The organism is Mycobacterium seoulense (genome assembly GCF_010731595.1).
Taxonomy (GTDB): domain Bacteria; phylum Actinomycetota; class Actinomycetes; order Mycobacteriales; family Mycobacteriaceae; genus Mycobacterium; species Mycobacterium seoulense.
This window is the reverse complement of the sequence record NZ_AP022582.1, coordinates 4,908,460-4,927,306: the sequence shown is the minus strand read 5'-3', so window position 1 is coordinate 4,927,306 and position 18,847 is coordinate 4,908,460. Positions and strand designations below refer to the sequence as shown.

17 protein-coding genes and 1 pseudogene are annotated in these 18,847 nt (G+C 68.8%); 7 read left to right on the top strand and 11 right to left on the bottom strand.

Annotation, left to right across the window (positions count from 1 at the left end; genetic code table 11):
* Positions 1 to 166 precede the first annotated feature (166 nt).
* From G6N37_RS22830 to G6N37_RS22820, 3 genes are all read right to left on the bottom strand, one after another.
* Positions 167 to 3,097, bottom strand: coding sequence for an MMPL/RND family transporter (locus tag G6N37_RS22830; protein ID WP_163683669.1), 2,931 nt, complete (start codon positions 3,095 to 3,097; stop codon positions 167 to 169).
* Entirely contained in the window at positions 3,094 to 3,642 is a 549-nt protein-coding gene (locus G6N37_RS22825; RefSeq protein ID WP_163683668.1) for an MmpS family transport accessory protein, read from the bottom strand. Before G6N37_RS22825 ends, G6N37_RS22830 begins: the two co-directional genes overlap by 4 nt.
* 70 nt (positions 3,643 to 3,712) lie before the next feature.
* Positions 3,713 to 4,399, bottom strand: coding sequence for a TetR family transcriptional regulator (locus G6N37_RS22820; RefSeq protein ID WP_163683667.1), 687 nt, complete (start codon positions 4,397 to 4,399; stop codon positions 3,713 to 3,715).
* An 83-nt stretch (positions 4,400 to 4,482) separates the two neighbouring features.
* Between G6N37_RS22820 and G6N37_RS22815 the strand changes: the two genes are divergently transcribed.
* Positions 4,483 to 6,153, top strand: a complete 1,671-nt coding sequence (locus tag G6N37_RS22815; RefSeq protein ID WP_163683666.1) for a cytochrome c biogenesis protein CcdA — start codon at positions 4,483 to 4,485, stop codon at positions 6,151 to 6,153.
* Here the strand turns inward: G6N37_RS22815 and G6N37_RS22810 are convergent.
* The gene (locus G6N37_RS22810) at positions 6,150 to 7,010 is read right to left on the bottom strand and encodes a hypothetical protein (protein WP_163683665.1); all 861 of its coding nucleotides are present in this window, start codon (positions 7,008 to 7,010) and stop codon (positions 6,150 to 6,152) included. The genes G6N37_RS22815 and G6N37_RS22810 overlap by 4 nt on opposite strands.
* An 18-nt stretch (positions 7,011 to 7,028) precedes the next feature.
* On the bottom strand, positions 7,029 to 7,553 hold the full coding sequence (locus tag G6N37_RS22805; RefSeq protein ID WP_163683664.1) for a mycothiol transferase: 525 nt from the start codon (positions 7,551 to 7,553) through the stop codon (positions 7,029 to 7,031).
* Positions 7,554 to 7,607: 54 nt separating this feature from the next.
* Here G6N37_RS22805 and G6N37_RS22800 point away from each other — a divergent pair, with 54 nt between their 5' ends.
* The 4 genes from G6N37_RS22800 to G6N37_RS22785 are packed head-to-tail and all read left to right on the top strand — an operon-like array spanning position 7,608 to position 11,014.
* Positions 7,608 to 9,347, top strand: coding sequence for an N-acyl-D-amino-acid deacylase family protein (locus tag G6N37_RS22800; protein WP_163683663.1), 1,740 nt, complete (start codon positions 7,608 to 7,610; stop codon positions 9,345 to 9,347).
* 38 nt (positions 9,348 to 9,385) lie between these two features.
* Positions 9,386 to 9,991 carry a PPE family protein gene (locus tag G6N37_RS22795; RefSeq protein WP_163683662.1) on the top strand — a complete coding sequence of 202 codons (606 nt, stop codon included), beginning with the start codon at positions 9,386 to 9,388 and terminating at the stop codon, positions 9,989 to 9,991.
* A gap of 30 nt (positions 9,992 to 10,021) precedes the next feature.
* Positions 10,022 to 10,429: a pyridoxamine 5'-phosphate oxidase family protein gene (locus G6N37_RS22790; protein ID WP_163683661.1), complete on the top strand. Its 408-nt coding sequence runs from the start codon at positions 10,022 to 10,024 to the stop codon at positions 10,427 to 10,429.
* Between the two features lie 24 nt (positions 10,430 to 10,453).
* Positions 10,454 to 11,014, top strand: coding sequence for a carboxymuconolactone decarboxylase family protein (locus G6N37_RS22785; protein WP_163683660.1), 561 nt, complete (start codon positions 10,454 to 10,456; stop codon positions 11,012 to 11,014).
* Here the strand turns inward: G6N37_RS22785 and G6N37_RS22780 are convergent.
* The 3 genes from G6N37_RS22780 to G6N37_RS22770 form a co-directional block, all read right to left on the bottom strand.
* Positions 11,003 to 11,833: an SDR family NAD(P)-dependent oxidoreductase gene (locus G6N37_RS22780; RefSeq protein ID WP_163683659.1), complete on the bottom strand. Its 831-nt coding sequence runs from the start codon at positions 11,831 to 11,833 to the stop codon at positions 11,003 to 11,005. The two genes, G6N37_RS22785 and G6N37_RS22780, sit on opposite strands and share 12 nt — an antisense overlap.
* Positions 11,834 to 11,973: 140 nt before the next feature.
* The gene (gene groL, locus G6N37_RS22775; protein ID WP_077099793.1) at positions 11,974 to 13,599 is read right to left on the bottom strand and encodes a chaperonin GroEL; all 1,626 of its coding nucleotides are present in this window, start codon (positions 13,597 to 13,599) and stop codon (positions 11,974 to 11,976) included.
* Between the two features lie 203 nt (positions 13,600 to 13,802).
* On the bottom strand, positions 13,803 to 14,369 hold the full coding sequence (locus G6N37_RS22770; protein ID WP_163683658.1) for a TetR/AcrR family transcriptional regulator: 567 nt from the start codon (positions 14,367 to 14,369) through the stop codon (positions 13,803 to 13,805).
* Between the two features lie 102 nt (positions 14,370 to 14,471).
* Between G6N37_RS22770 and G6N37_RS22765 the strand changes: the two genes are divergently transcribed.
* On the top strand, positions 14,472 to 15,383 hold the full coding sequence (locus G6N37_RS22765) for an SDR family NAD(P)-dependent oxidoreductase (RefSeq protein WP_163683657.1): 912 nt from the start codon (positions 14,472 to 14,474) through the stop codon (positions 15,381 to 15,383).
* Between the two features lie 55 nt (positions 15,384 to 15,438).
* Here the strand turns inward: G6N37_RS22765 and G6N37_RS22760 are convergent.
* Positions 15,439 to 16,164 (bottom strand): annotated as a pseudogene (locus tag G6N37_RS22760) (M24 family metallopeptidase); the annotation flags it as partial.
* Here G6N37_RS22760 and G6N37_RS22755 point away from each other — a divergent pair.
* Positions 16,163 to 16,660, top strand: coding sequence for a cupin domain-containing protein (locus G6N37_RS22755; protein ID WP_163683655.1), 498 nt, complete (start codon positions 16,163 to 16,165; stop codon positions 16,658 to 16,660). The pseudogene G6N37_RS22760 and the gene G6N37_RS22755 overlap by 2 nt on opposite strands.
* 248 nt (positions 16,661 to 16,908) lie before the next feature.
* Here the strand turns inward: G6N37_RS22755 and G6N37_RS22750 are convergent, their stop codons facing one another.
* Positions 16,909 to 18,351: a flavin-containing monooxygenase gene (locus G6N37_RS22750; RefSeq protein ID WP_163683654.1), complete on the bottom strand. Its 1,443-nt coding sequence runs from the start codon at positions 18,349 to 18,351 to the stop codon at positions 16,909 to 16,911.
* On the bottom strand, positions 18,342 to 18,815 hold the full coding sequence (locus tag G6N37_RS22745; RefSeq protein ID WP_163683653.1) for a VOC family protein: 474 nt from the start codon (positions 18,813 to 18,815) through the stop codon (positions 18,342 to 18,344). The genes G6N37_RS22750 and G6N37_RS22745 overlap by 10 nt, the downstream gene beginning before the upstream one ends.
* Positions 18,816 to 18,847: the final 32 nt, after the last annotated feature.

Below are 18,847 nucleotides of genomic sequence, written 5' to 3'. Positions count from 1 at the left end.
GAAGCCGCCGGGAAATCCGCGCGTCCCCGAGGGGTACGCGCGGATTTTTTTGTGCGGCGATCGAGCGCTCGGGTGCCGTCTCACCGCGAAGTCTTAACCACGCCCTGAGGCCGATTCGCAGTCCATCACGCCAGCGGTAATCCCGACGTTCACGTGCCACGTCGGATCAGCGTGGCTGCACCAATCCGCCCGCCGGGCGCTCCTCGACGTTCTTGAGGAGCAAATCGCGCACAGCGGGACGCGGTCCGTACGGTCGCAGCATGGTGCTGGCCGGCCGTGGGCGCACGTGCTGCGGCCACCAGAACCAGCGCCCGAGCAAGGTCGCCAGCGACGGCGTCATGAACGACCGCACGATCAAGGTGTCGAACAACAAACCCAGCGCGATCGTCGTACCTACCTGGGCCATCACCAGCAGCGGGCTGAACATGAACGTGGCCATGGTCGCGGCGAACACCAGACCGGCGGAGGTCACCACCGAGCCCGAACCGGCCATCGCGCGGATCGTCCCCGTTTTGAGCCCGGCGTGGATTTCCTCCTTGAACCGCGATATCAACAGCAGGTTGTAGTCCGAGCCGACCGCCAGCAGCAGGATGATCGCCATCGCCAGCACCATCCAGTGCAACTTCAAGCCCAGGATGTACTGCCATAGCAGCACGGAGAGTCCGAATGAGGCGCCTAGTGACAGCAACACCGTACCGACGATCACGACGGCCGCCACGGCGCTTCGGGTGATCACCAGCATGATGATGAAAATCAGTGTGGCCGCGGCAATTCCGGCGATCATCAGGTCGATGTTAGAGCCGTCGTGCATGTCCTTGTACGTCGCGGCGGTACCGCCGAGGTAGACCTTGGCGCCCTCCCAGGGCGTGCCCTTGATCGCCTCGTGCACGGCCTGCTTGATCGGTTCGATGTGGCTGATGCCTTCGGGAGTCGCCGGGTCGCCTTCATGGGAGATGATCAACCGGACGGCGCGCCCATCCGGCGAGATGAACTGTTTGAGACCCCGTGCGAAATCCGGGCTCTTGAACGCCTCCGGCGGAAGGTAGAACGTGTCGTCATTTTTTGCTTTATCGAAGGCATCGCCTTGGGCGGTGGCGTTGTCGGACTGCGCTTTCGCCTGTTCGTTGAGACCCATCGTGGTCGCGTAGTTCGACATGATGGTGTCGAGGTTGCGCTGCTGACTCTCGATCTGCGGCGGTATCAGCGCCACCAGCTTCGGCTGGATCTGATCCAACTTGTCCAGATTCGCGCTGAGCTCCACGATGTTCTGAGCCACCTGGTCGATTCCGTCGAGCGCGTTGAAGACCGACCGTAGCGCCCAGCAGGCCGGAATGTCGTAGCAGTGCCTCTCCCAGTAGAAGAAGCTGCGGATCGGCCGGAAGAAGTCGTCGAAGTTGGCGATGTCGTCGCGCAATGCCTCGGTGATCTTCACGGTTTCTTTGGTGAGCCTGGTGGTTTCGTGCGTCGTGTTACTCAGGTCCTGGGTCACCTGCATCTGCTCATGCAGCGTTGCCATCGTCTTGCGGAGCTCGTCCGCCTGCTTGAGCAGGTTGTTCGCCTGCTCTTCCTGATAGTGCTGGGTCTGGATCCGCCCTGCGGCTTGTGCACTCATCTGAAAACCGAGGGTGCTGTGGTCGAGCGGCGTGCCCAACGGCCGGGTGATGGTCTGCACCCGGCCGATACCGGGAATGTGGAAGACCGCCTTGGCGACCTTGTCCAGGACCAGGAAATCGGCCGGGTTACGCAGGTCGTGATCGGTCTCGATCATCAACAGCTCAGGATTGAGCCGAGCCTGGTCGAAGTGCCGGTCCGCAGCGGCATAACCGACATTGGCCGGGGTGTCAGCCGGCAGGAAGTGGCGGTTGTCGTAGTCCGTCTTGTAACCGGGCAGGGCGAGCAGACCAACCAATGCGACCCCGATGGTCACCGCGAGAACCGGTGCGGGCCAGCGGACGACCGCGGTGCCGATGCGACGCCAGCCCCGGGTCTGCAGCTTGCGCTTCGGGTCGAGCAGCTTGAAGAACGATGCCACCGTCAGCACCGCCGGCGCCAGCGTCAAAGCCGCCAACACCGCGACCAGCATGCCGACCGCACAAGGCACCCCCAGCGACTCGAAGTACGGCAGCCGGCAGAAGCTCAGGCAGTACATCGCGCCGGCGATGGTCAGGCCCGACCCCAGCACGACGTGCGCGGTGCTGTGGAACATGGTGTAGAACGCTTCTTCGCGGGTCTCGCCGAGACCGCGCGCCTCGTGGTATCGGCCGACCACAAAGATCGCGTAATCCGTCCCGGCGGCGATCGCCATCAGCACCAGCATGTTGTTGGCGAACGTGGAAAGCCCCATGACGCCGTAGTTACCGAGCGTCGCGACGACGCCTCGAGCCGCGGCCAACTCGATGAACACCATCGCCAGCATGATCAGCATGGTGGTGACCGAGCGGTAGACGAACAGCAGCATCACCACGATCACCAAAAAGGTGACGAGAGTGACGACCATGACGCCCTTCTCGCCCGCATGGGACTGATCGGCGAACAGCGGACCCGCACCGGTGACGTAGACCTTGATCCCCGGCGGCGCGGGCACCGAGTCCACGATCTTGCGGAGGGCCAGGGCAGACTCGTTCGCCAGCCCGCCGCCCATGTTGCCGGCGAGGTAAACCTGGACGTACGCGGCCTTTTGATCGTGGCTCTGGGAACCCGCCGCCGTCAGCGGATCACTCCAGAAATCCTGCACGTGCTGAACGTGTGTCTTGTCTTGCTCGGCGCGCCGGACGATCTCGTCGTAGTAGCGGTGCGCTTCGGCCCCGAGTGGCTTGTCGCCCTCCAGCAAGATCATGGCCGAGTTGTCGGAGTTGAACTCTTTGAACGTCGATCCGACCTTCATCATCGACTGAAAGGACGCCGCGTCAGTCGGACTCATCGACACCGAGTGGGTTTTGGCGACGACCTCCAGCTGTGGCGAGATGGTGTTGGTGACAAAGACAATGCCCAACCACACCAGGACGATCGGCAGGGCAAGCCGATGGATCATCCGCGGCAGGAACGGCGGGATCAGCGGCTGATCGACGCGCGGCGGAGCCCCGCCTGGCTCGCTCATGCGGACTTGTCCAGGCAGTAGACGAAGGGGTTCACGGTTTCGATGGAATCTGAGCGATTCGGAGCCTTGATGACGTCACCGTGCCCGTCGTGGTTGTTCACGACGAATCGGCAGGCAATCCAACTCCCGTCGCCTTGCGCGATCAGGTTTGCCGGGATGCCGGGTTTCGTTGAACTCAATACGATGCTCCAGGGCAAGGGCACGTTGGCGGCCTGCTGCGGATGGGAGTTTTCGTCGAGGTAGTTGATGGTCGCCGTGCTGCCCGGTGAGCCCCAGACCTCGAGCGTGATCGTCTTGGCGTTGAACTGGTCGAGGACCTCGCCCGAGGTGCCACCACCGAACGAACCCTTGTGAACGCCGAAGACGCCGTGCAACCGGTACACCACGAATCCCGACACCGCGACGACGGCTGCGATCGTGAGCACCAACCAAAAACGCCCCAACAGCCCCTTTTTCGTGGCGCGCTGCGGAGCGACATCTTTGCCCTCCCCGCCGGCGGAGCCCTGCGTCATCAGCGGCTCGGTCCTTGACTCAGTCGTCGTCATGGGCACTCCAAGTCCTTCCCCCTCTGCACCGGTTGGAGTTCGCCAAGCCACAGCTCCCCGGCCTCCTTGTTCATGCCTTCTCCGCGATGAGACCGACGCACGTCGCAGTCAGCAGGCGGGTCAGGGCGGAAGTAAAGTCCAGATTCCACTCCGGGGGAAGCACTTCGGGCTCCTCGGCGTAGAGGTCGGTGAGGCGCTCGGGCGGGTTGGCGACCTGCCACAGGGTGGCCGCCAGCGAGTACGCCGCCAACAAAATGTCGAGCGACCCCGAGCGGCCGAGCTCCGGCACCGCGCTCTCGATGGAATCGGCGAGCGAGAGCGTGGCGGCGGTGCTGATCCGCTTGACCTCGATCACCCGCTCGGCGTCCACCTCGTGTTCGAGGTGCAGGTGCAGGTTGGCCAGCAGGTCGCAGAACAACGGGTCCTCGGCCAGGGCGTTGGCCAGCGTCTCGGCGATTTGCGAGGGCGACTTCGGGCCGGGTTCGGCCAGCTTCTCCGACACGGTGTTCGACCACCGCACCCACCCCTCCGCGGAGAGGTGCAGGAGGACTTCCTTGTGCGAGCTGAAGTAGCGGCGGACGGCGGAGTAGTGAATGCCGGCCCGGCTGGCGACGGCGGTCAGCGTGACGGACGCGACGCCGGTCTCCAGCGCCAGCGAACGCGCGGCTTCCACGAGTGCCTCCGCACGTTGGCGCTTCTTCTCCTCGGTGCGGGCGCGCTGGAAGGTGAGTTGCGCCACCGGCAGAGCGTAACGCACATTGTGTGATTTGTATAACGCACATCATGTGATTTGTTCCGGGCCAGTTGAACCATTCCGGCAGGTACAAGGTGTAAGTAGCTATGCACACCATCGCGCTCATCGGCTTCCTCGGCGGCCTCATCACCGGCATCTCGCCATGCATCCTGCCGGTGCTTCCGGTGGTCTTCTTCTCGGGCGTGGACGGCACCGGGACGCGCGGCGCCACCAGCCGGCCGTACGCGGTCATTGCGGGCCTGGTCTGCAGCTTCAGCGTGGTGACCCTGGCGGGCTCGGCCATCCTGTCGGCGCTGCACCTGCCTCAGGACGCGATCCGCTGGGCCGCGCTGGTGGTGCTGACGCTGATCGGGCTCGGCCTGATCGTCCCGCCCCTGCAACACCTGATCGAACGGCCGTTCGCCCGCCTGCCGCAACGTCAACTACGCACGGGCAGAAGCGGTTTCGGGCTGGGTTTGACGCTCGGCGCGCTGTACGTGCCGTGCGCGGGACCGGTGCTGGCCGCGATCGTGGTCGCGGGCGGCACCGCGTCCATCGGCGTGCCCATCCTGATCCTCACCGCCGCGTTCGCCCTCGGCACCGCCTTGCCGCTGCTGGCTTTCGCGCTGGCCGGGCGAGGTGTCGCCGAGCGCGTCGGCGCGTTCCGCCGGCGCCGGCGCGTCGTGTCGGTCGCCGGCGGAGTCACGATGATCGTGCTGGCCGTGGCGCTGGTGTTCAACCTGCCCGCGACGCTGCAACGCGCGGTCCCCGACTACACGGCCGCGATGCAGAAAGCGGTCGGCGCCAACACGATCCGGCAGCAGCTTGCCGGCAGCGGGGGCGCCGGCGCGCTGGGCGACTGCGCCGACGGCGCGGAGCGCCTCGAGCGGTGCGGGCCGGCGCCCGCGGTCAGCGGCGTCACGGGCTGGCTCAACACGCCGGGCGGCGCCCCGCTCGACCTGGCGTCGCTGCGCGGCGAGGTGGTGCTGATCGACTTCTGGGCATACTCGTGCATCAATTGCCAACGTGCCATCGCGCACGTGATCGATTGGTACAACCGGTATCACGACGCCGGGCTCGTCGTCATCGGTGTGCACACCCCGGAGTACGCCTTCGAACGGGTGCCCGCCAATGTGGCCGGCGGCGCCGCCGCGTTGCACATCACCTACCCCATCGCGTTGGACAACGACTACACCACGTGGAACAACTACCAAAACCTTTACTGGCCGGCCGAATACCTGATCGACGCGAGCGGGACGGTCCGGCACACGAAGTTCGGCGAGGGCGATTACGACGGCACCGAGAACCTGATCCGCGCGCTGCTCGTCGACGCCCGCCCCGACGTCCGGCTGCCCGCGCCGACGCACTCGCCGGACACCACGCCGCGCACCAGGCTCACCCCCGAGACCTACCTCGGGGTCGAGCGGGCCGTGAATTACGGCGGCACAGGCGATTACAAGACCGGCACGTTCGGCTATCCGCCGCAGCTGGGGGGCGACAGGTTCGCGCTGGCCGGCCGGTGGAAACTGGACGACCAAGGCGCCACCGCCGACGGCGACGACGCCGCCGTCCGGCTGAACTACACGGCCAAGGACGTCTACGTCGTCGTCGGCGGCACGGGCACCCTCACGGTGGCCCGGGACGGAAAGACCACCGCGACGCCGATCGGCGGGCCGCCCACCCTGCACCAGATCGTGGCCGGCGGGGCCGCACACAGCGACCGGCTCGACATGCGGGTCAGCCCTGGCCTGCAAGTGTTTTCGTTCACCTTCGGCTAGCCGGCGGGCTTCTTCCGCAGGCCGCCCAGCATGGCGGCGACCACACCGCCGATCACCAGGGCGGCGCCGCAGAGCAGCGTCAGGTTGAGCCACTCGTGCAGGCTCGCCTCGGCGTGGCCGACCATCACCTCGGCGATGCGGCGGATGTCGCCGGTGGTGCGGTTGAGCGCGGCGTCGACGTAGCGGCCGGCGATCTCGATGCCCGCCCATCCGCCGGCGCCGACCAGCAGCGCGGAGACGCCGAGGCTGGTGAGCGCCTTGCCGCGGCGGCGCGCGGCGGCCAGCGTCAGCACGGCGCAGCCGACGCTGAGGCCGACCGCACCGATGGCGACCCACGGCCCCCACGTGGCAAGCGGGCCGAGTTGCCCGGGCCGCAGCGATCGCGGCGCCGACGCCGTCAGCGGAACGTTCAGGGTCGCAGGCGCTTTCACGTTGTGGCTGCTCAGTATCCGCTGCAGCGAGGGATCCTCGAGCATCGGGGCCACGTCGATCGCCCACGACCCGCCCGCCCCGTCGGTGCTGAACAGCCAGCGGTGCGCCGCCCGGTTCGCCCGGGCGAACAGCGCCGGGAACGCCGGCCCGGCCGTGAACGCGGCGGCGGTCTCGTGCAGCTGCGCGCCGTCCGCGGGCTGGCGTCCGCCGTTGTGGGCCGCGATGAGTGCCATCGCGCGATTGGTCAGTTCGTCGGCCGCGGCGGACTGCAGCGCGGGATCGCCCGCGGCCCGCTGCGCCAGCGCCGCGTAGCCGCCCTCGCTGACGACGTTGCACTGCAGCCACGCCGCCGGGACCGCCACCGCCAGCGCGACGGTCGCGGCCAGCCACAGCACCGCCCGCAAGACCGCGGCCACGAATCGCACGCTGCGAGAACCCAAGCCCTAGGGGGCGATTCCGCGGACGTAGGCGGCCTGGCCCAGGTGCTGGGCGCAGTCGTCGATGATGCTCACCAACCGCGCGCTGGCCGTCACCGGCGGGTCCCAGTTGGTGTCGACCACCCGCTCCAGGTCGGCGTCGGTCACGCCGGCGATGTACTCGAGGGTCAGCTTGTGCACCGCGTGGTAGTAGCCGGACAGCAGGTCCGCGGGCGCCTTGACCTTGGCGACCTGCTCGGGGCCGTGCCCGTAGCCGGTGTCGTTGCGCGGCAGGTCCAGCCCGAACCGGTCCACCCAGCCGTCGCGCAACCACACCTGCTCGACGCCGGCCACGTCGGCCAGCTGGATGTCCTGCACCCGGGCGCTGTGCCAGATCAGCCAGGCGATGCTGTTGGCGTCGGGGGTGACTCGGTAGTTGGCGACCTCGTCGGTCAACCCGTCGGCGATGTCGTCGACGTGTTCGATCAACCGGGTGAAGGCGTCGCGGAGCAGTTCCTGGGCGGCGGCGTCGGGGCTGGAGGTGTTGGCCATACCAGCGACACTAGATCCTGGCACCACCCGCGGGCGCGGTCGTAGATTATTTGGATGACCTACGACCTCATCATCCGCAACGGCACCATCGTCGACGGGCTGGGCGGTGAACCGTTCGTCGGCGACGTCGCCGTAGCGGACGGCGTCATCAAAAAGGTGGGGCCGGTGGGCAACGTCAACGGTGAAAACGCCCACCGGGAGATCGACGCCGCCGGGCTGCTGGTCACCCCCGGCTTCGTCGACCTGCACACCCACTACGACGGCCAGTCGATCTGGTCGGAACGCCTGACGCCGTCGTCCGCGCACGGCGTGACCACCGTGGTGATGGGCAACTGCGGGGTGGGCTTCGCCCCCTGCCGCCAGGAGGACCACGACGTGCTCGTCGACGTGATGGCCGGCGTCGAGGACATCCCCGGGGTGGTCATGACCGACGGCCTGCCGTGGACCTGGGAGACGTTCCCCGAATACCTGGACGCGCTGGACGCCGGCCGGCGGGACATCGACGTCGCCGCGTACCTGCCGCACTCCCCGCTGCGCGTCTACGTGATGGGCGAACGCGGCGCCAACCGCGAGCCGGCCACCGCCGAAGACCTCGCCAGGATGCGGGCGCTGGCGAAGGAGGCGATCGAGGTCGGGGCGCTTGGCTTCGCGTCGTCCCGGTTGACGATCCACAAGACCGAAAGCGGTTCGCCCATCCCCAGTTACGACGCCGCCCGCGAGGAGATCGAGGAGATCGCCCGCGGTGTCGTCGACGGGGGCGGCGGCCTGCTGCAGTTCGTGCCGGACATCCCGGCCGGCGGCTACGAGCCGGTGCTGCAGATGGTGTTCGACGTCGCCGAGGACGTCGGCCTGCCGCTCACCTTCACGCTGGTCGTCGCCAACGCCGGCGACCCGACGTGGCCGGACGCCATCACCATGATCGAGAAGGCCAACGCGGCCGGCGGCGACATCACCGCGCAGCTGTTGCCGCGGCCGATCGGGTTGATCATCGGGCTGCAACTGTCCGCCAACCCGTTCGTGCTCTACCCCAGCTACCGGGAGATCGCGCACCTGCCGCTGGCCGAGCGGGTCGCCGAGATGCGCAAGCCGGAGGTGCGCGCGCGCATCCTGGCCGACAAGCCCGGCGTCGGTCATCCGATCCTCTACGTGGCGCAGATGTGGGACTGGATCTTCCCGCTGGGCGACACCCCCGACTACGAGCCGGACCCGACGACCAGCATCGGCGCCAGGGCCCGCGCCCGCGGGGTCGACCCGATGGAGGAGGCCTACGACCGCCTGCTCGACGACGAGGGCCGCGCCATGCTGCTGGTGGCCACCAGCAACCTGCAGGGCAACTCGCTGGACACCGTCGGGGAGCTGCTGCACCGCGAGGACGTGGTGCTGGGGCTCGGCGACGGCGGCGCGCACTACGGGATGATCTGTGACGCCAGCTATTCGACGTACTTCCTGGCGCATTGGGCACGCGACCGCAAGTCGGGACGGTTCACCGTGCCGGAGGCCGTCCGCGAGCTCACGTCGGTGCCGGCCCGCATCGCCGGGCTGGGCGACCGGGGCCGCATCGCCGTGGGGTACAAGGCCGACCTCAACGTCATCGATCACGCCGCGCTGCGGCTGCACAAGCCGGTCATCAGCTACGACCTGCCCGCCGGGGGGCGGCGCCTGGACCAGACGGCCGACGGATACGTCGCGACCATCGTCGCCGGCGAAGTGATCGCGGAAAACGGCGTGCCGACCGAGGCTCGCCCGGGCAAGTTGGTCCGCGGGCGCCGGCCCAGGCCAGTAGCCGCGCAATAACGCCACCAAATCGGCCGAATCCCGGGTAAGTTAAGCCGGTGACGAGCCCGCATTTTGCGTGGTTGCCGCCAGAAGTGAACTCGGCACGAATCCATTCGGGTCCCGGAGCCGGGCCGCTGCTTGCTGCCGCGGAAGCCTGGGACGGCCTTGCCGAGGACTTGGCGTCGTCAGCATCGTCGTTTTCTTCGGTCACGTCAAACCTCGCCAACGGGTCCTGGCAGGGCCCCTCCTCGGCGGCGATGATGGCCCTCGCCACGCACTACGTGAGCTGGCTCAGCGCGGCGGCGGCCCAGGCCGAGGCGGTGTCCAGCCAGGCGTCTGCCGTCGCGGCCGCGTTCGAGGGGGCGCTGGCGGCCACGGTGCAGCCCGCGGTGGTCGCGGCCAATCGCGCTCTGGCGCACGCGTTGTCGGCGACCAACTGGCTGGGCCAGAACACCCCCGCGATCGCCGACATCGAGGCCGCCTACGACCAGATGTGGGCGTCGGACGTGGAGGCGATGTACGGCTACCACGCCGACGCGTCGGCGGCCGTCGAGAAGCTGGCGCCCTGGCAGCAGGTCCTGCAGAACCTCGGTTTCCACTTCAGCAGCAGCGGCCAGCTCACGTTCGGCCTCCCGGCGGCGCGGGTTCCGCGCACGCTGTAGCGGCCCCGCCCCGCCCTATCCTGGAGCACCATGCGCACGAAGAAGAAGGTGGACCTCGAGCGGCTCGCCGCCGCCCTCCCCGACTACCCGTACGCCTACCTGGTCACCGTGGACGACGACTACCGCGTGCACACCGTGACGGTCGAACCGCGGCTGAGCGGAGCGACCATCGATGTCGGACTCATCGGCGGCCGCACCCGGCAGAATCTCGCCCAGCGCCGCGACGTCACCCTGCTGTGGCCCCCGACCGAGCCCGGCGGCTATTCGCTGATCGTCGACGGCACGGCCGAGGTGGGCCCGGAGAACCGAGCCGGGGACGCCGTTGGCCTCACGGTGGTGCCCTCCCGCGCGCTGCTGCACCGCGAGGCCGACCCCGACTCCCCCGGCGCGGCCAGGGGCTGCCTGCACGACTGCGTGGTCTTCTCGCTGCCCGCCTGAAGTGCGCGCCGTACAGTCTCATCCGTGAGCCGCGTCGCACCGCTCCCCCCACCGTGGAGCGAGGAAGATGCCACTGGAATCAACAGCTGGGGTCACCCGGACCGCAGCTATGAGCCGCTGCTGCTGGTGCGCTGCCTGCAGCGCCACCCGGCGCTGGCCACCCGGCTGCGCAAGCTCGGCGAATCACTCTATGTCGCAGCGCTTTTGCCGCCGCGGACGCGGACGATCGCGATTCTTCGCACGTGCGCGCTGGTCGGCTGCGAGTACGAGTGGGGCGGGCAGGCGGCGTTCTGGGGCCCGGTCGCGGGCGTCAGCGACGACGAGTGCGACGCGCTGGTGACCGGCGGGGCGTCCGACCCGCGCTGGAGCGCAAGCGAGCGGACCCTGATCGAGGCGGTGGACGAACTGGAGCGCACCGGCTCGTGGTCGGAGGCGACCTGGAGCGCGCTGGGGCGCGACCTCGACGACGAGCAACGTATCGAATTGCTCACCGCCGTCGGCTGGTACCGCACGATCTGCACGCTGTGCAACGCCCTGGCGCTCCCGGTGGAGGGCTGGATGCGGCGGTGGCCCTCAGGCCGGTGACCGGTCCGCGTCGCGTTTGAGGCCGGGGTGCTGGCTCTTGAGCAGCGGCAGCAGCAGCCGCCGCGGCATGAACTGGAACACGCGGGTGGTCACCCGGCTCGGCAGCCCGGCGATCACCGTTCCGCGGTCGTGCTCGAGCGCGTCGACGCCCACGCGCGCCACGTCCCGCGACGGCATCCACATGAACTTCGGAAACGCGCTGGCGAAGTCCCGCTCGTCCATGCCGGCGTTCTGCAGGAACTCGGTGCGCACCGGTCCGGGGCACAGCAGCGCGACCGTGACACCGCTGCCGGCGAGCTCGGAGCGCACTCCTTCGGTGTAGGTGTTCACGAACGCCTTGGTGGCCGAATAGCCGGACTGGCCCGGGATGGGGTGAAAGCCCGCGGTGGATCCGACGTTGAGGATCGCGCCGCGTCCGCGCGGCACCATCTGCTGGACCGCGCGGGTGGTCAGGTCGATGACGGCCTCGACGTTGACCCGCACCTGGGCGATCTCCGCGGCGACGGGCGTTTTCGTCACCGAGCCCATGGTGCCGATGCCCGCGTTGTTGACCAGGATGTCGGCGGTCAGCCCGCGGCGGCCGACCTCGTCCAGGAGGCCCGCTCGGGCGGCGGGATCCGCGACGTCGCAGGCGATCACCTCGGTGCGGACGCGGCGGCCGAGTTCCTCGGCGAGTTCACGCAGCCGGTCTTCGCGGCGGGCGACGAGCGTGACGCCGTGGCCGCGGTCGGCCAGCTCGCGGGCGATGTCGGCGCCGATGCCCGACGACGCGCCGGTCACGACGGCGGTACTGGTGGGTGAGGGAGTCGGAAGGGCCATTTCTTAACCCTACGGACGCCGAACGTGAAGCTGGTCGCACGCTCGGCGTCGAATGCGCGGCTAGCTTCACGCTCGGCGACTTGAGACACGAAAAAGCCCGGCTCCTGGTGGGAGCCGGGCTTTTCCGTTGATTGGTGGACTCAGAAGTCCATGCCGCCCATGCCGCCGGTCGGGTCGCCCGCGGGTGCGGCCGCCTTCTCCGGCTTGTCGGCGACGACGGCCTCGGTCGTCAGGAACAGCGCCGCGATGGACGCCGCGTTCTGCAGCGCCGAGCGGGTCACCTTGACCGGGTCGGCAACGCCGGCCTTCAGCAGGTCCTCGTACTCACCGCTGGCGGCGTTCAAGCCGGTGCCGGCGGGCGAGTTGCGGACCTTCTCGGCGACAACGCCGGGCTCCAGCCCGGAGTTGAAGGCGATCTGCTTCAGCGGAGCTTCCAGCGCCACCTTGACGATGTTGGCGCCGGTGGCCTCGTCGCCGGTGAGCTTCAGCTCGTCCAGCGTCGGAGCCGCTTGCAGCAGGGCCACGCCGCCACCGGCGACGATGCCCTCCTCGACGGCGGCCTTGGCGTTGCGCACCGCGTCCTCGATGCGGTGCTTGCGCTCCTTGAGCTCCACCTCGGTGGCGGCCCCGGCCTTGATCACCGCAACACCGCCGGCCAGCTTGGCCAGGCGCTCCTGCAGCTTCTCGCGGTCGTAGTCGGAGTCGCTGTTCTCGATCTCCTGGCGGATCTGGGCCACGCGCCCGGCGATGGCGTCGGTGTCACCGGCACCCTCGACGATGGTGGTCTCGTCCTTGGTGACGACGACCTTGCGGGCCTTACCGAGCAGGGCGACGTCGGCGCTCTCCAGCGACAGGCCGACCTCCTCGCTGATGACCTGGCCACCGGTGAGGATCGCCATGTCCTGCAGCATCGCCTTGCGGCGGTCACCGAAGCCGGGGGCCTTGACGGCCACGGACTTGAAGGTGCCGCGGATCTTGTTGACGACCAGGGTGCTCAAAGCCTCGCCCTCGACGTCCTCGGCGATGATCAGCAGCGGCTTGCCGGCCTGGATGACCTTCTCCAGCAGCGGCAGCAGATCCTTGACGGTCGACACCTTGGAGCTGACCAGCAGGATGAACGGGTCCTCGAGGACCGCTTCCTGACGCTCGGCGTCGGTGACGAAGTAGCCCGAGATGTAGCCCTTGTCGAACCGCATGCCCTCGGTGAGCTCGAGCTGCAGGCCGAAGGTGTTGGACTCCTCGACGGTGATGACGCCCTCGTTGCCGACCTTGTCCATCGCCTCGGCGATCAGGTCGCCGATCGACTGGTCGCCCGCGGAGATCGCTGCGGTCGCGGCGATCTGCTCCTTGGTCTCGACGTCCTTGGCCGACTTGAGCAGGGTCTCGGTGACCTTCTCGACGGCCTTCTCGATGCCGCGCTTGAGCGCCAGCGGGTTGGCGCCGGCCGCGACGTTGCGCAGACCCTCTTTGACCAGGGCCTGGGCCAGCACCGTGGCCGTCGTCGTGCCGTCACCGGCGACGTCGTCGGTCTTCTTGGCGACTTCCTTGACCAGCTCGGCGCCGATCTTCTCGTACGGGTCCTCCAGCTCGATCTCCTTGGCGATGGACACACCATCGTTGGTGATCGTGGGGGCGCCCCACTTCTTCTCCAGGACGACGTTGCGGCCCTTGGGACCCAACGTCACCTTTACCGCGTCGGCGAGGGCGTTCAGCCCCCGCTCGAGGCCGCGACGGGCCTCTTCGTCGTACGCAATTGTCTTGGCCATTGCGAAGTGATTCCTCCGGATCGGGGATGACACCGGGTGACCACGGATGGTCACCCCATTACTTACGCTGGCCGGGTGCAGTGCCCGCGACGGACGACCCCAGGTGTCTGCTGGTCTCACCGTCCCGACCTAGCACTCGCCAGTCGCGAGTGCCAACGTCATTCTTAGCACTCGCCTATGCCGAGTGCAAGAACAGCCGGGCCTTATCGCTGCGCGCGTAAGCCGTCGATGACGACGTCGGTCGCCCGCTCGGCCAGCGCCGAGTCGTAGGCCTGCATCGCCTGGCAGCCGACCAGGATCGCCTTCACGTCCCGCATGTCGACGTCGCGCCGCGCGGTGCCCGCTTGCTGCGCGGCGCGCAGCAGCTCGCCGAGCATGGCCTTGAAGGCGTCTTCGGCCTCGGGCGCCGCACAGGCGATGTCGATTCCGTACCCGGCCAGGGCGTCGACCAGGCCGCGGTCCGCCGCGCCCCACTGCAACACCATGGAGCGCAGGAAGGCGAACAGCGCCTCCCCCGGCCCCTCGGACTCCAACAGGGCGCGCCCGTCGTCGACGAGGCGCTGCATCCGGTTCTCGATCACGGCCTGAAACAGCGCCTCTTTGGTGGGGAAGTGCCGGTAGACGGTGCCGGCGCCGACGCCGGCGCGCCGGGCGATCTCGTCGATCGGCACCGACAGGCCCTCGGCCGCAAAGGTTGCGTAGGCGACGTCCAGCACGCGCGCACGGTTGCGCGCCGCGTCGGCGCGCAGCGGCCGTGCGGGTTGCGCCATGAGTTCACCTCGAATCGGTTGACAAAGCGGGGCGTGCGTTCCGTATAGTGAACACCAACCGGAGCGCTCGCCCCGTTTACCTTACTAGTTTAGGAGCTTTCCATGGCCAAGTGGACCGCCACGGACATTCCCGACCAGAGCGGCCGGGTCGCCGTCATCACCGGGGCCAACACCGGACTCGGCTACGAGACCGCCCTGGCGCTCGCCGACCACGGCGCCCACGTGGTGCTGGCGGTGCGCAACCTCGACAAGGGCAAGGACGCCGCCGCGCGGATCACCGCGAAGAGCCCGCACGCCGACGTCGCGCTCCAGGAGCTCGACCTGACCTCGCTGGAGTCCGTGCGCGCCGCGGCCGAGCAGCTGCGCTCCGCGCACGACCGCATCGACCTGTTGATCAACAACGCGGGTGTCATGTGGACGCCGAAGTCCACCACCAAGGACGGCTTCGAGCTGCAGTTCGGCACCAACCACCTGGGCCACTTCGCGTTCACCGGCCTGCTCCTGGACCGGCTCCTGCCCGTCGCCGGCTCCCGTGTCGTCACCGTCAGCAGCCTTGGCCACCGGATCCGCGCCGACATCCACTTCGACGACCTGCAGTGGGAACGCGGCTACAGCCGGGTGGGGGCCTACGGCCAGTCCAAGCTCGCCAACCTGTTGTTCACCTACGAGTTGCAGCGGCGGCTCGCGCCGCACGGCACGACGATCGCCGTCGCCGCCCACCCCGGCGGCTCGCGGACCGAACTCGTCCGCAACCTGCCCCCGCTGCTCGCGCGCATCACGCCGCTGATCGAACCACTGTTCCAGGGGGCGGACATGGGCGCCCTCCCGACGCTGCGCGCCGCGACCGACCCCGGTGTGCTCGGCGGCCAGTACTACGGCCCCGACGGGTTCGGCGAGCAACGCGGCTACCCGAAAATCGTTGGCTCCAGCGAGAAGTCGCACGACGTCGACACGCAGCGGCGGCTGTGGGCGGTCTCCGAGGAGCTCACCGGCGTCACGTATCCCCTCGGCTGAGGTCGATGGTGCCGACCCGCCGGGCCCGGCGCATGCGCCGCGCTTGCGATCGGCTGAGGTCGAGCAGCTGCTCGTAGAAGCCGCCGAAGCCGCGGGCCCGGTCGGCCAGGTGGATCTCCAGGATCCAATGGCACACGCGGCCGGCCGGGTCCGTGCGCCGCATCGGTTTGTCCGACCCCGGCGCGATGTACCACTGGACGCCGGGCCCGGCGATCTTCTTGTGCGGGAACTCCCCGACCAGGTGACCGGCGATGGGACTGGCGAACTCGAAACCCTCGGCGTGCGCCACCCCGACGACGAAGTCGTACAGCTCGGCGCCGGTGACGTCCGGGCGCCGGCGGAAGTACTCGCGGCCGGCCTGCCACACCCGGGGCAGCGCGTCGCGGACGGCGGTTTTGTCGGGGTCGTCGCCGAGCACGAAGGTCCGGCCGAAGTCCGCCTCCCACTCGGCGAAGATCGGGCCGAGGTCGAGGAAGACGACGTCGCCGTCGCCGACCACCCGGTCCGGCGGCCGCTCGTGGAAGGGCTGCAGCGTGTTCTCACCGGCCCGCACGATCCGCCGATGCCAGTGCCGGGTGACCCCGAACATGTCGGCGGCGAGCCGGTTGATCTCGTCGGACAACTGCTGCTCGGAGACGCCGGGGCGGATCATCGCGCGCCGCTCGATTTCGTCGAAGAGCCGCTCCGCGTTCTCCTGGGCGTCCAGGAGCCGTTCCGCCCGAACCTCTTCCGCCGCCGACTTCCCCACCCCCGCGATGGTAGAGCCGCACACTGGAAGCATGTCCCTCGTCGTGCCGCCCTATCCCCCGCCCCGATACACCAAGGACGAGCCCGAGCTCAGCGCCTGGCTGAAGCGCGCCGACTCGCCGCCCGACTACGAAGCCGGCGGCGCCAAGTACCACTACCTGGCCAACCAACAGGCGACCGACGGCGACTACGGGCTCTACCGCGTCGACATCCCCGCGGCCGGTGGCGGGCCCGGGCCGCATTTCCACCGGGCGATGTCCGAGGCGTTCTTCGTGCTCTCGGGCACGATGAAGCTCTACGACGGCACCCAGTGGGCCGAGGGCCGGCAGGGCGACTTCCTCTACGTGCCGCCCGGCGGCGTCCACGGCTTCCGCAACGAGGCCGACGAACCGGCGTCGATCCTGATGCTGTTCGCTCCGGGCGCGCCGCGGGAGGCCTACTTCGAAGGCTTCGCGGCGCTGGCGGACATGACCGACGACGAACGCCGGGAGTGGTTCGTCCGCCACGACAACTACTGGGTGCAGGGTTAATGGTGAGCGAACTTTAGGCGCCGCGCATCGGTTCGCGGCACGGGCGCGACGTAGGGTTTGGCCGTGCAGGTGAGGTCGAAGCGGGCCGCCGCGTGGTTGCGGATGAAGGTCGAGACGGCGTTCAGCGCCCCGATCAGGACCGCGGAGCGGGTCAAGCGACCGAGGCGCCCGGGCCTGAGCCACGGGTTGCCCGGCCGGGCCCCCTCGACCAGAGGCCGCCGCCGGCTGCGCCGCAGGCCTTCGGCGAACTACCGGTCCCAGCGGTAGTCGGCGTCGACCGGCTCGCGGGTGCGCTCGAAGAAGGTCCGCCCGCTGTAAGGCAATTGGGTGACCACCTTCCCGCTGCGATGCCGGAAGTAGTTGCTGCACGCCAGCCACACCTTGCCCGCCATGGCCGCCTGGATCTCGTCGTTGTAGCGGCGCTGCGCGTCCTGCGTGACCTCGACGGTGCGCGCGCCGCGGCCGTCCATGACGTCGAGGATGCGGCGGACGAAGGTCGTCTGCGCCTCGTGGATGTAGATGATCGAGTTGACGCCGTTGGTGTTGGGGCCGTACAGCGTGAAGAAGTTCGGGTAACCGGTCACCAGCGTGCCCAGGTACGCCTCCGCACCGTCGCTCCAGTCGTCGGCCAGACGGCGCCCGCCGGTTCCGTACACGTCGATACTGGCGAGATAGTCGGCCGCGGTGAAGCCGGTGCCGTAGATGATGGTGTCGACGCGGTGCTCGACGCCGTCGGCGGTGCGCACTCCCCGCTCGGTGATCTCGGCGATGGCGGCCGTCTCCAGGGAGACGTTGGGCAGCGCGAACGTGGGATACCAGTCGCGTGACATCAGCGGCCGCTTGCAGCCGGCCGGGTAGTCCGGCGTCAGCTTCGCGCGCAGCTCGGGGTCGGTCACCTTGCGCATGAGGTAGCTGCGGGCCAGCTCGGTCGCTTCCCGGGTCTGCGCCGCATCGACGTCGAAACTGGACGACTCGTAGGCGTCGAACGCCTCGTCGCGCAGCTTTCGCGCCGTCGCCGGGTCGCGCTCGAACAGCTCCTGCTGCTCGGGGGTGAACGGGAAGTCGAACCGGGGCGCGATCCAGATCGGCGTCCGCTGAAACACGGTCAGGTGCGCGGTCTTTGGCGCGATCGCGGGCACGTACTGGATCGCGCTGGCGCCCGTGCCGATGGAGGCCACCCGCTCACCGGCCGTCGGCTTGCTGTGATCCCAACGCGCCGAATGGAATCGGCGCCCGCGGAAGCGCTGCGCACCCGGGATGTCGGGGATGTGCGGCACGTCGAGCATCCCGACGGCGCTGACCACCGCGTCGAACTCGTGCTCGCCGCCGTCGCCGTCGGTCAGCGTCCAGCGGCGCCGGGTGTCCGACCAGCGCGCGGCGCTGATCGCGGTGTTCGCCCGCAGGCGCGCGCCCAGCCCGTGCCGGGCGGCCACCTTCTCGAGGTAGGCCAGAATCTCGGGCTGGTTGGCGTAGGTCTTGCTCCACCGCGGGTTGGGCGCAAAGGAATACGAGTAGAGGTGCGACGGGACGTCGCACGCCGCGCCCGGGAAGGTGTTGTGGCGCCAGGTCCCGCCGAAGCCGTCGGCCCGGTCGAAGATGGTGAACTCGTAGCCGCCCTCGGCCAGCTGGATGCCCATGGCGATGCCGCCGGCGCCCGCGCCGATGATCCCGACGGTCGGCTTCAGTCCCATTGCGCGTAGTACGGTCGCCGCGGCCGGCTCTTCTCCACCAGGATGAACACCACACCCCACGGGTCGACGAACCACGTGGTGCGGACCCGCGCGACCTCCGCGGTTCCGCTGACCAGGAAGCGCACGCCCTTGCTCTCCAGCTCCGCCCGGGTGGCGTCGAGGTCCGTACAGATCAGCCCGACGTGGGACAGCCCGTGGTCGGTGAGGGCCCTGCCGCCGGAGCGCCCGTCTTCGCCGAGGTATTCGATGACCTCGAGCACCCGATCGCCGTCGCCGTCGAATCCCACGATTGCCGCCTTCATGCTGGGATCGCCGACCAGCTCGCCCATGTCGTCGCGAATGGCGTTACCCGTCATGACATACGGCGGCGAGAGCACATGCAGGCCCAACACGTCGCGGTAGAAGGCCACGGCGGCCTCGCAATCCGGAACGCACACCCCGGTGTGGGCCACTCCGGTAATCACGTTCTCGACTCTACGTCGGCCCCGACGCCTCA